Origin of the sequence: [Scytonema hofmanni] UTEX 2349, assembly GCF_000582685.1 — a bacterium.
Lineage (GTDB): Bacteria > Cyanobacteriota > Cyanobacteriia > Cyanobacteriales > Nostocaceae > Hassallia > Hassallia hofmanni.
Genome location: NZ_KK073768.1, coordinates 341502 through 357917, shown reverse-complemented (window position 1 = coordinate 357917; position 16416 = coordinate 341502). Strand labels below are relative to the sequence as shown.

Genomic DNA, 16416 nt, shown 5'->3' with positions numbered 1-16416 from the left:
AGAGGGATGCCCGATAGGGCAGGGTGAGGTTTTGAGGCAATTTTGAGTCATCCGATGACTTGTCTGTATCCCGTAGGCTAGCTACGCTGTAAGATGTCTTTTTCCCTCCCCTCGCAGGGGAGGGACGACTTTGACACAAGTCAAAGTCAGGGAGAGGTTCCTTTTTTTGATGCTTCATATCCCTATACCCTCACTTTTAGGTTGCTGCGAACTACGTTGATTTTTGTGTTTTAGGAGAGCTTGCACTACTGATTCTTTTTGCTGACTGGGTGGACGTTTTTGCAGTCCAAATCCGTCAAAGAGTTCGTTCAGCTTAACTGTCAATCCTAAGTATGCACCCCCGGCAGATCGCGTACCTGAAAAGTCCCGGTCATCGACTTTACCAAAGACGTAACCAGCAGAAAGTCGCAGATTTGGGGTGAGGTAATAACCTGTTTCCACAACAAATCCGGTTTCGATGTTGTCTGATTGACCAATCCACCTTGCCTCACCAACTAAATCCATGCTGTATCCTAAGCGGTACGTAGCTCGCATCTGTGCTAAATTTACGCTAGCGCTACCGATTAAATCGCTTGCCAAGTATGAGGTGCTGTTGCGAAGGGCATATTTACCATAGAATTCCCATTGCCAATTGGGTGCGTAAATGGCTTCGGCAGCAAAAGTATGGTCTTCGGAACCCGTGCCACTACCGAATTGAATTGTATCGGGAATCACTGAGGGATTTTTGCGATATTCGTACCGTAATAGAGCGTTAAATTTATCATTGTTGGGGTCGCGATATGCTAGACCAAATCTGAGGTTGGCAATGTCGCCTAATCCTGTTAATCTCTGGTTTGATGCATTTGCTTGTTGGTAACGAGCTAAGGCGGTGAGCGATGGTGATATTTTACCTGTTATTCCTGCGGTAATTACGGTATTTCCACCTGCGGAAGAGGTGCGATGTTCGTATTTAGCGCTTGCTTGGAAGTTGGGATTGTCAGAATATTCTAAGCCAACACTGTAACTATCGCCACCATTAAAGCCGATGGAAGAAGCTGCTTGTCCAGCGCTGAAAGGTTGGGCAAATTGCTGTCCGGTTGCGTTACGTGCTTGGAAGTTACCGAAAACGTGTTCATATGCAAGGTTGAGACGCAAACCGGGGAAAATTGTCCATTTATTGTTGAGACCGATCGCACCTTGGGTTGTGAGTTCGTTTGCTCCTCCCAATATCGAATAGCGTCCCGTAATTGTCGTGTTGCTACCGAGTTTGTGTTCTCCGTTGACGCTGAGGGATGTAATAGAATTACCTGCAAACTGTCCCCCGCTGTAAAACTGTTGCGCTAGAGAAACATTAATTCCGGGGATTACTGCCCAATTTAAGCCGAAAATGCTTCTATCGGGGTAAACGGTGTCTTTTTCGGAAGATAGGGTAAGTTCGTTTTGTGCTTGGAAGGTGAGATTATTAACAATTGGGATAGTGAGACGCGATCGCAGTTGGTCTGATTTACTGCTTAATGCACTATTGGGAATATTGTCTTTTCTATCTCGATGAATCCAGTCAAAATCAAAGATGCTACCACCGAATCTTTGTTGCACACCGGCAGATATGGTTGTCAGGGAATTATCGACTTTGCTACCAGGAACTGCTTCGATGCGGGGTGTAAATAAGTCTTGAAAGGTATTTAATGGTTGCGGTGCAATGCCAAAGTTGTCTTCGTGGTCGTATTGCAAGCGTAAATTCGTACTTGCCGACAGTTTACCCGTTAGTTGTGCGCCGTAGCGAGTCTGTCCAGGAACAAAACTAATTGTGGCATTATTAGCGAATCCGGTATCAGCAAAACGGTAATATGCACGTCCTTGTAAACCTTTGAAAATTTCTCCTTCCGCTTCCAAACGGTAAGCATCACCGCTAACATTTCCCATCAATTCAGAATTGTTACGCGATCGCGCAAATTCGGCAATAAATTTACCTTGAGAACCCAAGGAAATTAAAGCATCTGCACCAAGTAACTCAAAGTCACGTACACCTTGTTCTTCTTTTAAATAAGTTGCAGCTAACCAACTTTCATTCCTTAAACCCCGTGCAAGATTATATTGCAAACGTCCCGCATAGATATTGCTATTAGAATCTTGACTATCATATTGATAACTAGTGACAATCCGACGTACTAAGACTTCACCATTATTACCAATATCAGTTCGCAGAATCGGTTCGCGGAATAAAACTGTACCGCGATCGTAATCAATATCGTAATCAGCACCGCGATTTAATTGTTTGCGTTCCAATACAGTCCCCGGACGGTTGAGTTCTTCCAATTCCAAGAAAACATTTTCACTACCAGGAACTAAAATTCGTCGTGACAGAAAGTAAAAACCACTCGTTCCATCAGGTGCGATCGTATCACGTTGGAATCCTTGAACGTTATTACCGTAGAAACCTGTAATTTGGAAGTTTCCTAAATTATAATTTGCCTTAAAACCATGCAACTGACGGGTTACAGCACTAAACTGTTGTGAACTGCGAGCAAATTCTTCAGTATTGTAATCACCCCACATTGCATAGTCAGACGCAGCACCAGGAATCTTTGTAGAACGTTCAAATCGCAGGAACACACTATCTGTTGAAGGTGCAACAACATCAGTTTTAGAACTATCTCCATAAACTGGATAATTCTGTTCATTGGATTGATAGGTTCTAAATAAACGATTATCGCAATTACAATCCTCATTTAAAGAACGGGAAGTATTCAAAGCACCAGTAAACAACCATTCACCAATCGCACCAGTGGCAAAAATGGATGAATTGAAATCTAACTGAGTCTTCTTATCCTTATCAGGACGCAGGAAATCGCGGTAACTACCAAAATAATCAGTTCCCCTCGCACCTAAACGCAAATCAACAACACCAGTCACCAAACTTGAACGCAAAGCTGTTTCAAATTGCAATTGCGTATAAGCTTCCAAATCATTCGTAGTTGCCCGAATCCGCACAGTTTGCGCTTTCAAATCAGATTTCAGCGTTACAGTAAACTGTCCATTTTTCGCTTCCACCTGAAAACCAGGTTCATCTGGTTTAAAATCAACCCCAACAAACTCCCCAGAAGTCGCATTTAAAGTAACAATTGCATCTCGATTCGACCGATTGCCATTAGCATCAACCAATTTTCCTTTAATGGTTGCAACCGAACGACCATCCGCAGGAATACGAGCTTCAACAGTATCCAAAGTTAAAGTTGTTGGCGCACCCCTAACTTCAACTTTAATAGTAGATGAGGGTTCTTGTGTACCTGCAATCTGTGCCGTAATGATATTTTCGCCTTCTTTGAGCGAAACACCATACCAAGTCTGCGTCACTAAATTAGTACTAGGGTCAGTTTCCGTCCGTCCGATCAAGTCGCGATTTACCAACTGACCATTCACCCGCAACTCAATATTCGCATTCACGGGGAATTGTAAAACAACCGTAGCTGCGGGAATATCAGCAACCGAATCAGGAGTAGGAGTGAGGATTTTAATTTGGGGAATAGAGGAAGAAGGGGGAGAAATTTGCTTTTCTTCTCTCTTCTCGTCTGTAGGACTCTGAGTGATATCTTCTTTCTTGTTCTCAGCTAATCTCTGCAAAGCAGTAGGTAACTTGACATTCTCAGCAGGTTGAAAAGTTTGAATAGCTTGTTTTTGATTGAGTGCATTTTCCTGTCTTTCAGTCGTTGACTTACTGCTGGAATTAGTTATTACAGGTGTAAACTCAACCTCTGTAGGACTCTGCGTGATATTTTCTTTCCTGTTCTCTGCTAATTTCTGCAAACCAGCAGGTAACTTGACATTCTCAGCAGGTTGAAAAGTTTGAATAGCTGGTTTTTGATTGAGTGCATTTTCCAGTCTTTCAGTCATTGACTTACTGCTGGAATTAGTTATTCCAGGTGTAAAATCAACTTCTGAAGAAACACTCGTTTGATTGCTTGTGTCAGCTTTCTGGTCTAAAATTACCTCCTTCTGTTTCTTCTCCTCCTTGTGTTCTGCGTCTGTGTGGTTCGTTAATAAATTATCTTTTAGTATTTGATTAGATTCAGCAGTGAGCGAATTATCAGGAGAATCGAGAGATTGTGCTTTGGCAAAACCAGGAGTCAAAACCAAACTAAACGCACCAGCTAAGACACTCATAAACACAAGTTGCGATCTACTGATTTTAGCTTTCACCCCAACATCAGCAACAACACTCACAACCTGATAACGAGACAGAGGTAAACTCTCCTCTTCTTTACAATTTTGCGTCTGTGCGTAACGTTGAGATTCTTCTGTTCTGCTGTTGGAGATGCGATCGCTACACTTTGTTTTACTATTAGGTTCTTCCGATGAAATATGCAGTCTATGTATCATTTTCTTTCCTCCTGAAAAGTGGGGGTGACTGCAAAATTCATGCGTACCGTACCACCTGGCTCTAATCGCACCAAACGCGATTGGCTATTACGCTCTTTAAATTTGGTATTAGGTGCAAGAGTATAACCAGGAAGACTACTTAAATCCAAAACCCCCGTATGACTTCCCGGCAGCACATTCACTACAGAATATAAGCCATTAGGGCCAGTAGTAATACGATTGCCATCATGCATATAAATTACCGCATTTGGCACACCTGGTTCCCCTGATTGTTGTTCCCCATCAAAGTTCTTATCGACAAATACCCGACCGATAATAGTACCGCAATCCGACGTAATACCTGGTCTAATTTTTAACTCATATATCGCCGGACCATCCTTCGCAGCAAAACCATTATCAGCACGTTTCACATTGACAACTGCCGTATTCCGACCGTTGCCACGTACAGCATCGCTGGTAAGTTGTGCCGCATAGGCAATATTTAATACCAAGCCTCGGGGAACTATGGCATCAGTACGGAATGTTACCGTTGAACCTTGCCGTTCAGCCGTAACATTGACAGTTTGACCGTTGATTTCACCCCGTACTGACTTCGATAGAAAATTGAATCCCAAGGGTAGATTATCAGTAGCAACAATGCCATTTAAACCAACATCGGAAAGATTTTTGATCGACAGACGATAAATTGCCGTATCCCCAGGTTCAGCTGTTGCCCTGTCCCCTGATTTAATAATTTGTACTTGGTTGGGTTGACACATTCCCGTTGTAAACCGGAACGCTAATAAATCAAGTCCAACAGTTTCCGCATTAGGGACATAAGCTACAGTATCGGTAAAGTTTGTACCACCAGTAGTAGTAATCGGTTGCCCATCAAGTGATGTTGCCGTATAGCGAACGACACTATTTCCAATTCCACCAGTACTATCAATAATTTGTAGTTTGATGCGTCGTTGAGTGTAAATAGAATTTCGTGGTGGATTAACCACCAAAATATAACTTTTACCTGGAGCAGTTTGACCTTTCTCTGTGTCGAATAAAAAGTTATAAGTACCCCGTGGTTCTTGGTTGGTTAAGAAATACGGATTACTGTTTTCAATATTTGGTTTGAGTCCACCAGGAACACCATTATTTTGAATATCGGGTAACTCAGTTCGTGTCAGAGAAACCAAACTACCTAACTCAGTTCCCGTCGGGTCATTGGGATTAGGATCGTATAACCCTACAGAAAATCCAGTGTAATCAGGTAAAAGTTCACCACCGCATCCTAAAATTCGTCCTAGAGGGTCAACTAATGGCTGGCTAAAAGCATTTAACTGGCTCGATGTAGCTTGAAATTTTAATTTACTGGCAGGGTCGGTGTAAGAGTAAGTTGCTTGGTTATTAATTGCTGGACTGGCACTTTTATTTTCCGTTTGTTGGGCATTTGTCATGCCTGTAAAACTGTGCAAAACACTACCAATTAATATCGTTGCAGTTACTCTTCGCAACCATTTTCTGCCGAGATATCTTTCTAAATATCTTCGCTTTTGACGTTGCGGACGATTCACTTAAGATTTCTCCTTTAAAATGCCACTTAAAAAACAAAATATTTTTGTTAAATATTTTCAAATGTGCGTTGTTCAGGTTTAGGTTTTTCAGAAAAACAGTAAAATCCAAAACCCTGTAAAGACGTTCCGCCGGAACGTCTCTACGTGTATTAGACATCTGTTGGAAAAGAATGTAGAGACATCGCAATGCTACGTCTCTACATTTTCTTAACCTACTTAACCTGTACCTGATAGCTACCTTTAACAATACTCTTCGCTTCCACTGAAGGAATTTGCATCCGAATGTGTGTGTAAACACTTGCAGGTGCGGCTTTGGTTTCAACTTTACGGTTGGGGAGAGTTACTTTCACGGTTGGGTTTTCGACAAAACTGCGTCCACCATCAATGCTATAAGTAACTTTGGAATTGCTCTTAGCATCTGCACTTGTGGACTTCAACACAAATTCCATACCTTTAGGAATTGGTTGATTAATAGTTAAATTCTTAACTTGTTTGTCGCTGATATTTTCGCCACTAATTGTGTAACGCAATACATCTCCAGGCTGTACGCTTACTTGACCTTTCAATGCTTGCCAGGATTTAGTTTGCTTTCCTTTTTGGTCTTGGGCAATTACTTGTTTTTCTGCATCAAGTTGTAGTTTAACTTGTTGTTGCTTTTGGACATTTTGCGCGTTTACACCCGACTGAAATAAATTGTTAGCTGCGGGTATTTGGGCAACTAAAGGGACACTAGCAATTAATGCAACTGCTCCTAATCCTAATAGATAACTACGTTTCATGGAAAAAACCTTTTGTTTGAAGTTGGAAAATACTTAATTTGGCTTGATTGCAGACTTACTAATGGTCTTTTGGCGTTGCTGAATCGTGGTATGAATCTGCATGTAGAGACGCGACATATCGCGTCTCTACAATTCAGCACATGGCTAATTAACCTTACGTTGGAAGACAAATTTGCGCGTCTCACCAGGTGCGACAGAACCAGTTACAGTGTTGACGTACTTGGAGACATCGGTATCTGCGGTTGTACCAGTTTGGTCAATGCTGGAATTAGTACCAGTTGCACCACTGTAGAATTGAATTGTTGAAGCACCTGTATCTTGGGCTGTGCCAACAATGTTGCTAGTATCGATTTGACCGCTAACATCGTTGTCTTTTGCCCAGTTATTCTTACCATCACCAGCAGTAGTGCTGAGGGTTCCATCTTCCACAATCACTACTTTGTCAGCTTTCAGGGTGACGTTACCAGTACCAGATTGTGCTTCGGAAATATTGCTATAGCTGATTTGGTACTCAATAATGTTGCCTGGAGCAGGTTTCTTAGGAGCGGTACTAAATGTACCGTCGCTTCCTTGAACAGCAGGACCAGTTCCTGGAAGTACGCGAGATTCTTTGAGCAATTTCAAGAAGCCAGTATACACGCGATCGATGGTGATATTCTTCGGAGTTGTAGCAACGTTCAGAACAGCTATATCACCTATGAATGCTGTAATGGGTACGGGGAAGCCTTTTCCTGTGTCGGTAGATAATGGTGTACCTGTTGGTAAATTAACTTCCACACCGTAGTTTACTGTTGCACCAGGTCCAACATTGGGAACCGTGATGTATTCAGTAGTTGCATCGATGTCGGATTGGTCCGTTGTTGCTGGATCGCCATCAATGTCAAACTTAAAGATTGTTCCATCCCAGACATACTTCTTAGATTCCGAACCGTTGGTAATGGTGACTACGGTATTCACTGGTAAATCGCCAGGTGTTGCCGGTGGTGTGGGAACAAGCGAAATACTGTTGGCGACAGTACCGCTATTTTTAACTGTGTTGGTGAATGCTACTGCTGATGGGTCAATCTTATCACCTGGTTTTTTGTCGGAAGGTACGAATGAAGATTTGTTGGTGAAGTCGTCGTTGTTGCTTGTAGCACCAATTGCATCTGGTGCGCGATCAGGACCGTTTAAAACCGCAGATGGAACTGGTATTGTGAGTTCAAAGCTGTTGGCTTCACCTCCAGGTCCTGTACCACTGTTGTTGTTACCTGTATCTGTACCTGTAGCTGCTAACTCGGCAGGGGTGTCAATCAAGCCGTCGGTAATTGTCGAAGGTGTATTGGGAATACGATCACCGTCGGGATCGGTCGAACCAGGTGGAATTGTCCCACCATCGTAGTTACTTGGGTTTTGGTCACCGGATTCATCGTAAACTAGATTATTGGGGGTGGCTGGTACTCCAGATGTTTGACCGAATAACTGAGCGATGTTGTTAACTGTTAATGGCGCTGCTGTTCCAGTCTTAACTTTGACTTGAACATTAAAGCCATTGACTGTTTGTCCAGGTGAAACGGAGTTAATAACGCTTGGGTCGTTGACAAAACCGATACGGGTGACAGCACTGATAGTTGTAGGTGGTGTCAAACTCCAAGTTGCAGCATTGGCGTTGGTTCCAACTGCATCATTTGTGTATACAGCTTGCCAACCTGGAGGAGGTGTAGGTGCTACTGCAAGTTCTGTACCTGCGGGAATCGCGTCAGATACTAAGATACGCACACCTGTCAAACCATTGATTGTCGTACCAGCTAATGGTGCGGGAGTGATACCGTTTCCGGTGGGGTCATTAAGTTCGACACGCAGACTTAAACCGTAGGTGAGTGTATCATTCACAATACCATCTGCTGCTCCGGTTGGGTCATTAACAATCGTATAGTTTTGGCGAACTTTGAGAATTGTTGCCAGTGCGTAGGTTTTCACCGACTGGTTAACAGTTGATTTCTGGGTGACACTGGCTTCACGAACACCGTTAACTGGTGTACCTGCAACTTCGGGTGGGGGTGATGGATCAGAGTTATCAACGGTGTAAACGTCACCACCATTCGGGTCTCTAGCTTGGTTTTGCGCGTCACCTGGGGTATCACCAAGGGTAACGTTGATGATATCGTTAGGTTGTGCGCCAACTTGGACGATGACGGGTACGCGAACTTGAACTGAACCACCAGCAGGAATAGAACCCGTAATTAATTCACTTCCGCTAATTGGTGTCCAGTTTGCACCACCATCTGTGCTAACTTCCAAAGTGCCAGCAACACCGGGACCTGTGACTTTTGCTAAGTTAGGAATACGGAATTTGGTGGGGTCGTTACCAACGTTTGTAATTGTGTAGATATAATTAACTGTATCGCCTACTGACACTGGAGTTGCTGGAGTGGAATCTGTAATGCCCGATGCAGTAACGGTGATACCTGCTACCTCTGCCACTGTCACCACAACGGTGTTAGAGGTAGTATTTATTTTTGTGCCTGGGTCTAATGGGTCTTCGTAGGTTGCAGTCGCGGTGTTGCTAATAGATTCGCCAGCTTTGGTTCCTTCTGCTAGCACTGGCACTACAAGTTGGAATAAGCTGCTAGCAAGTAATACTACTGTGACGAATGAGCGATAGGTTTTTGATTGTTTTTGATTCACGTTTGGATTAGCTTTTTTTCTAGACTCGTTCATGTTTTTGTCACTTAATCATGAGGAAGCTCTCCTACTTTTGCCGTAGGAGTTAATGCGGATATTGCCTAAGCCTGTGAAACTAAAATTTAAAATAATATGATTCACAGGCAAGCCAAGCTATTAGCTTAAATTGATATATCTTAGGTTGAAGCTATTTGTAATGAATTAGCTTAAGACATATCTTGATTTTTTTTAGAGTTATCAAAACTCTATTTTGCTAGACATTTCCACGTTCGATGATTTTGAAAAAATAAGCTTTTGCTTTTTTATTTTCATCATTCGTGGGACGCTTATCTAATAAAATGTAAGATAAATTTATGGGAATTGTCCGGAGTATAAATACTGAAATTATTTAATTTAATGTTTCTATTTAGACTAAAAATACTTAAGTAGCAAAGCTCAATTTATCCATTGACTTCTGCCAGGGGAGAGGATTATTAGGAAGGATGTCACGAGCTAATTCCTTGCTGTTACAAGATTATTTATAATGTAAAATACAAAATTACATAAATAATACAAAAATATCTTTACAATAAGGCAGGTAAAAAATAAAACAGTCTAGCTATGTAATTGCTTACAATACACTATGCGATCGCACTCCTTAATTTGAAGGTCTGATAAAAACTATATAAAAACATTAAAAAGACTACTTACGGAGCGGTGTAAGTTTACTAAACTAAAGTGTAAATGTGTTAAATCGTATTTTGAATTTATTTTGGTGTCTGAAGTTGGGAGTGTTTAAAATAATTTTCTAGTTTTTCTCGAAAAAGAGTATTGTAACGTGAAAACCCTGATTATTGACAACTATGACTCTTATACCTTTAACCTTTACCAATTAATTGCAGAAGTCAATGGAGAGTATCCCACTGTGATTTGCAATGATAAAATTGCATGGGATGAACTCAAACAATGGGAATTTGATAACATTGTGATTTCACCAGGTCCTGGTCGTCCGGAGAACCGAAAAGATTTTGGGATCTGTGGTCAAGCTATTCAAAATGCACAGGTGCCGCTTTTAGGCGTTTGTCTTGGACATCAGGGACTTGGTGATGGGTATGGAGGAAGAGTTATTCATGCGCCAGAAGTTCGGCATGGTCGCGAGAGTAAAGTTTATCACATTGGAACCGATCTGTTTGAGGGAATTCCTTCTCCTTTCACTGTTGTGCGCTATCATTCCTTGCTGGTTTCAGATGACCTACCGGACTGTTTAGAAAAAGTGGCGTGGACGGAGGACAACCTTGTGATGGGACTGCGACATCGATCTTTGCCGCTATGGGGTGTGCAGTTTCATCCAGAGTCAATCTGTACTCAGTATGGAAAAACCTTGTTAGAGAATTTTAGAGTAATCTCTCTAAAATTTGCCCAAAAGCGAGGCAAAAGTCAAAAGAAACACTATTGGACAGGAAATAGCGGGACTGCTCCAATGCCTTCAAGTCCTTCTTGGCAAAAACAGCAGCAGAAATTTGAACTTTGTACGCGCAAGCTGAATCTGTGCCCCGATGCCGAGCAGATGTTTGTGCATTTGTTTGGCAAAGCACCAAATGCATTCTGGCTAGATAGCAGTCGTGTTGAACCCGGTCTTTCTCGCTTCTCGTTTATGGGAGATAGCAGTGGTGAAAACAGTCTCCTGATTCATTATCGGACGCGATTGCACGAACTCACGATTACACAATCTGATACTGTAACCTTTAGGACAGAGGGGATTTTCGAGTATCTCCAGCGGGAAATTAAACAGCGACACTGCCCATCTGACGATCTACCCTTCGATTTCAACTGCGGGTTTGTGGGTTACTTTGGGTACGAATTAAAGGCAGAGTGCGGATATCAATTAAACTTCCCCTCTGCCTTACCCGATGCAATGTTCCTGTTAGCCGATCGCATGATTGCGATCGATCATCAGGAGCAAACCCTCTATCTGCTCTGCCTAATTCAGGAGGGACAAACAACCGCCTCTGAAGCCTGGTTTGAATGGATCGGACAACAGATTGAACACCTTCCTCCCCTATCGCCGATTGTTCCTCTTAAGACTCAGACACCTGTTATCTTCCGATTAAGTCGGTCTAAAAAGACTTACCTTGATGATATTCAGACATGTTTGCAGGAAATTCAGGAAGGAGAAACTTATCAAGTTTGTTTGACAAACCAGATTTACACAAACACGACTCCCGATCCACTGGTATTCTATCGTTCGCTACGCCGCATCAATCCTGCTCCCTATGCTGCATTTTTGCGCTTTGGCGATGTGGCGATCGCCTGCTCGTCTCCAGAGCGATTTCTGCGTATTGATCCCCAAGGTTGGGTGGAAACAAAGCCAATCAAGGGGACGCTGCGACGAGGAGAAACACCGGACGAAGATTTTATCCTGCGTGAACGATTGCGGAACAGCGAAAAAGATCGAGCTGAAAATCTGATGATTGTGGATTTGCTTCGCAATGATCTGGGACGGGTTTGTGCAGTGGGCACTGTGCATGTTCCCAAATTGATGGATGTGGAAACCTATGCTACGGTGCATCAACTGGTAACGACCATTCGCGGACATCTACGCGCCGATATGAGCGCCATAGACTGCATTCGCAACGCCTTTCCCGGCGGTTCTATGACAGGTGCCCCCAAGCTCAGAACCTTGCAAATTATTGATCGATTAGAGCAGTCAGCACGGGGAGTCTATTCAGGGGCGATCGGCTTTTTGGGATTGAATGGTTCAGCCGATTTGAATATTGTCATTCGTACCGCTGTGCTGACTTTGGATCAAACCTCGATTGGCGTTGGTGGTGGCATTGTAGCACTTTCTGATCCCCAGACGGAGTTTCAGGAAACACTCCTCAAAGCAAAGGCATTGATTCATGCCATGACGATCGCAACGCATGGAGCCTTTGATCCCGACCAATATTGTATTCAAGGAATAGAAACAGCGGCTTTTGATATAGCAATCCCGAATCATTCATGAACACAATGTAAAGACGTTCCGCCGGAACGTCTCTACGACGGTAGGTAGGTTTTTATTAGTGTGTATTATAGGATTTTTACAGACTTGTAAACATACATTAGACATCTGGTAGAAAAGACGTAAAGACGTTCCGTCGGAACGTCTCTACAAGGGTTTCGGGCAACAGACGTAGCACTTGGTAGTCTCTACGTCTTTTCTACCAGATGTCCCCCACTCTCCTCTCAACTTTCTTCTCCCCAAGTTCGCAATTGCAAGTAAACTAACACCAACGTCACTGCTAACAATACTGTCGCTGCTGCTGCTGCGTAACCAAAATCAAATTGACCAAATGCTTCTTGGTATATGTAATAAACTAATAAATTGGTAGAATTCAATGGACCACCACCTGTTACTACATAAACTTGCTCAAAACTCCGCAATGTGAAAATTACAGTCGTCACGATCGCAAAAATTAAAGTCGGTCGCAATCCTGGCAAAGTAATATACCAAAATTGTTGCCAAGTATTTGCACCATCAAGTTCCGCTGCTTCGTAACGACTGGGAGGAATTGCTTGCAACCCTGCCAAAAATACCACCATATTGAAACCAAGTTGTTTCCAAATACTTAATAAAATTAATACTGGCATTGCCCAAAATGTATCTCCTAACCAAGGAATTGGGGATCTTCCAAGCAAATTTAAACCTGCGTTAACTGGTCCCTCGGTTTGAAATAGCCAGCGAAATCCTAAACCAGCGGCAACTAGAGAGATAATTGAGGGGAGAAAATAGGCAGTTCGGAGAATTCCCCGGAATGGCAAGTTGCGATTTAATAATACCGCCAATCCTAAGGGGATAATTACACTGGGAATGACGCTAGCGATCGCAAAATAAGACGTGTTACTTAAAACTTGCCAAAAATCGGGGTTGATTAACAAACGCCAATAATTTTTCAATCCTACCCAATAAATACCCGTGGAAGTGAAACTACCAGCCGTGAAGCTGAGAAAAAATAAATAGGCGATGGGGTAGAGAATAAAGATGAATAGTAAAATTAATGCTGGGGTGAGAAAAATCCAGGCAGCTACAGTATCGTTATCTAGAAATTGACGCGATCGCGGTGATATCATAAAAATCCTTCTAAATACTAGTTTCTTCGTTGCGATCGGCTAACCTCTTATTAGTTGCAGGAGAATTGCTTCTAAACTCTGTAAAGCTGCGTTAGTCGTCCTTTGATGCTCCTCAAAATTACGTTGGTGCTGCTCGAAACTGCGTTGGTGTTGCTCGGAATTTTCCCGCAACTCCAAGAGTACATCGTTCATAATGGCATTTCTAGCAAAAATGCTGTTAGCGGTAGAAACGAGGTCATCAAGCTGATGTTGAGTATTGGTTTGTTGTCTGGTCAAAGTGTCTAGTCGCATCGCTACAGTGTCTAGAACTGCTTCGATACGGTCTAGTCGAGAGTCTTGAGGTTGGTCAGCGTTAGTCATAATGCCTCTTAATTGTTCTATTTTTTCTGTGCGATCGCTTTTTTAATTGACAAATTTAAGCAAAAATATACATTGCGACAACCCCAAGCTCTGATGATTGCTCTTTATTACCCAAATTTTAAGGGCAAACCGTCCTGAAATACTAGCAGTTCTCCTTCTTTGATTTGCGTCCAAACTTCGTTGTCAGTGAGGGGGGTAGTAGCGATGACAGCAACGCGATCGCTTGGAGTCGTCAATTCTTGGAAATCTACAGTTACATCTTGGTCAATCAAGTGAGCCGCAGCAAAGGGCGCTTGCCGTACAATGTAACTAAGCTTGGTTGAGCAGTGAGCAAAAAAATGCTCTCCCTCAGATAACAAGTAATTAAAAGTGCCATAAAGAGAAATTAAATCAGTAATTTCCCGAAGCGCTAAATATAGTTCTTTAACGTCAGGCTGACCTTGGGGAAAGCGTTGTCTTAAGGTTTCTAGTATCAAGCAAAACGCTCTTTCACTATCGGTATTGCCGACAGGATGATAAAACCCCATACTTTGAGGGTGAAAATTAGGTAAATCTCCATTGTGAGCAAATACCCAATACTTTCCCCACAATTCCCGACGGAAGGGATGGCAATTTTCGAGGACAATTTCCCCTTGAGTAGCTTTGCGGATATGGGCAATCACATGGGTAGAGTGGATGGGATAGCATCGTACCACCTCTGCGATTGGAGAACTAACCGAGGGTTTGGCATCGATAAAAAGCCGACATCCTTTGCCTTCAAAGAAAGCAATCCCCCAACCATCACTATGGTCGTCAGTTTTTCCACCCCTAGCAGAAAATCCTTCAAAAGAAAAGCAAATATCCGTGGGGACATTGCAGTTCATTCCGAGTAATTGGCACATAGCGATCGCATCTGTGAACTATAGACATTAATACTATTAGCCTCAAGATACTTCAGGATGGCTGACGAATCTGGAGCGATCGCAACAAGTTAGTCATTTGTTAATTAAACGTGAGTTCGACGGAACTAAAAAATAGCAGGAGGTAGAGTAGGTAAATCTTTGGGGTAAATATCAAGCACCAAGCACCTCTGAGTGCGATCGCTCAAATTGTGGCTAAATTCAAAAAGAGCGATTGCTACAATATCAGACATGCTATCAATCTCCCAATTTATACAAGGGATTCAGTGGATTCAGTTACTTTTATAGTCTTGACACCCATAGCCTCAGCTGTGTTTACCTTCTCACTCAAACGTTCGTAGGGACGACGCAAACTTTTAGTCTCCACTTCCCAAATGTACCCATTAATCACTACATCCTGGGGAATTAAAGGAGAATTACGCAGCAACTCCACCTGTTTGACGCAGATTTCATCCACATCGGTAAACGTTTTAATCCACTTGGAAAAAACGCCTTTTGGTAGTTTCAACTCTGGAAGTGCAGGATCAACGCTAACCATATCTACATCTATTCCAGTATTTTTCAATACCTCTGTGAGAAAGTCTCCAGAGGCAGTCATCATGCCACATTCGGTATGGTTAACGACGATAATTTCTTTTGTGCCAAAAAACTGTGTTGTCAACATCGCCGACCGAATTGCATCATCCGTAACTAAACCCCCAGCATTCCGGAAAATATGAGCATCCCCCTCACTAATTCCTAACGCTTTCTCCACAGGTAAGCGTTCATCCATGCAGGTTAATACCCACAAACGCTTGTTGTTGGGTATACCCAACTGCCTCCGCAATGCCCATGCTTTTGTGTCTGATAAATTCTGGTCAATTTGTTGATGCAACATCGCTTGTAATCTCCTAATCGTTAGACATTAATGCCGTTAGCCCCAAGATACTTCACAACGACTGACTTAATCTGGAGCGATCGCAACAAGAACGAGGACTTTAAAATTAAATTTAGGATTGGGTTAGTTAGGGGAATTGTTTTGGCTTTAGTTTCTGGATTTTATGAATTTCAAAGGGAATTAGAATATAAATCCAAGACTATAGCGTGTCCCTTTATTAAATCTCATAGTGCCAAATTTCTTCTTCTCGCAGTACAATTCGATGTAGACTTAGACGGTGAATAAAGCCTTCCTCTTCTAATTGTCGGAGAATACGAGTGATTGTGACGCGAGTTGAACCCAATAGTTCAGCAATGTCTTCATGAGTCAGACGCATATCTATCAAACGTCCTTGTTCAACTTCACGACCAAATCTTTTAGATAACCATGTCAACAGCTTGATAAGCATAATATCAACGGTTTTATAGCCACGAACAATCATCAATTCTTCAGCTTGTTGAATGTGTGCCAGCAATACGTCTGCAATTTGATCCCACCCTTGGAAATCAAAGATTGTCACTTGCACTTTGGTGAGACACTCTATCTGATACGGTTCAACTTTTGACAAAGCTTTGCCAACAATATCTCCCGATCCCCACACTCCCAGAGTCACGCTCGTACCGTCTTCTAGATAAGTAAATGTTCGTACAACCCCTGTTTCAATTTTCCACAAAGTCTGAGTGTGTTGTGGCAACAAGGAGCGACGGGAAAAATATTGAACTGTATTCTTACTTACAGAATTTGGTGGGGCAGAGTATAAAGACATTATTGCAAATAATCCTATTATCCGATACATTAACCGTAGT

The 16416-nt window shown here is 42.5% G+C and carries 11 protein-coding genes; 1 reads left to right on the top strand and 10 read right to left on the bottom strand.

Annotation, left to right across the window (positions count from 1 at the left end):
- Positions 1-174: 174 nt before the first annotated feature.
- From TOL9009_RS0106660 to TOL9009_RS0106645, 4 genes are all read right to left on the bottom strand, one after another.
- Positions 175-4356, bottom strand: coding sequence for a TonB-dependent receptor (locus TOL9009_RS0106660; RefSeq protein WP_242055065.1), 4182 nt, complete (start codon positions 4354-4356; stop codon positions 175-177).
- Positions 4353-5786, bottom strand: a complete 1434-nt coding sequence (locus TOL9009_RS0106655; protein ID WP_084763345.1) for a DUF11 domain-containing protein — start codon at positions 5784-5786, stop codon at positions 4353-4355. The genes TOL9009_RS0106660 and TOL9009_RS0106655 overlap by 4 nt, the downstream gene beginning before the upstream one ends.
- A 329-nt stretch (positions 5787-6115) precedes the next feature.
- Positions 6116-6682, bottom strand: coding sequence for a DUF11 domain-containing protein (locus tag TOL9009_RS0106650; RefSeq protein WP_029632011.1), 567 nt, complete (start codon positions 6680-6682; stop codon positions 6116-6118).
- Between the two features lie 144 nt (positions 6683-6826).
- Complete coding sequence (locus tag TOL9009_RS0106645) at positions 6827-9382, bottom strand: DUF7925 domain-containing protein (RefSeq protein WP_051502823.1); 2556 nt, start codon at positions 9380-9382, stop codon at positions 6827-6829.
- 781 nt (positions 9383-10163) lie between these two features.
- Between TOL9009_RS0106645 and pabB the strand changes: the two genes are divergently transcribed.
- Entirely contained in the window at positions 10164-12329 is a 2166-nt protein-coding gene (pabB, locus tag TOL9009_RS0106640; protein ID WP_029632008.1) for an aminodeoxychorismate synthase component I, read from the top strand.
- Positions 12330-12550: 221 nt separating this feature from the next.
- Here the strand turns inward: pabB and TOL9009_RS0106635 are convergent, their stop codons facing one another.
- The 6 genes from TOL9009_RS0106635 to TOL9009_RS0106610 form a co-directional block, all read right to left on the bottom strand.
- Positions 12551-13435, bottom strand: coding sequence for a carbohydrate ABC transporter permease (locus TOL9009_RS0106635; protein WP_029632006.1), 885 nt, complete (start codon positions 13433-13435; stop codon positions 12551-12553).
- Between the two features lie 39 nt (positions 13436-13474).
- Positions 13475-13795, bottom strand: coding sequence for a hypothetical protein (locus TOL9009_RS0106630; RefSeq protein ID WP_029632004.1), 321 nt, complete (start codon positions 13793-13795; stop codon positions 13475-13477).
- 107 nt (positions 13796-13902) lie between these two features.
- Entirely contained in the window at positions 13903-14676 is a 774-nt protein-coding gene (locus TOL9009_RS0106625; protein ID WP_029632003.1) for a class II glutamine amidotransferase, read from the bottom strand.
- 125 nt (positions 14677-14801) lie between these two features.
- Positions 14802-14927 (bottom strand): hypothetical protein, encoded by a 126-nt coding sequence (locus TOL9009_RS49075; protein WP_260675855.1) that lies wholly within the window; start codon positions 14925-14927, stop codon positions 14802-14804.
- A gap of 17 nt (positions 14928-14944) precedes the next feature.
- A complete protein-coding gene (locus TOL9009_RS38405; RefSeq protein ID WP_038296211.1) occupies positions 14945-15571 on the bottom strand; it encodes a beta-class carbonic anhydrase in 627 nt (208 codons plus the stop codon).
- 217 nt (positions 15572-15788) lie between these two features.
- Positions 15789-16376 (bottom strand): Crp/Fnr family transcriptional regulator, encoded by a 588-nt coding sequence (locus TOL9009_RS0106610; RefSeq protein WP_029632001.1) that lies wholly within the window; start codon positions 16374-16376, stop codon positions 15789-15791.
- Positions 16377-16416: the final 40 nt, after the last annotated feature.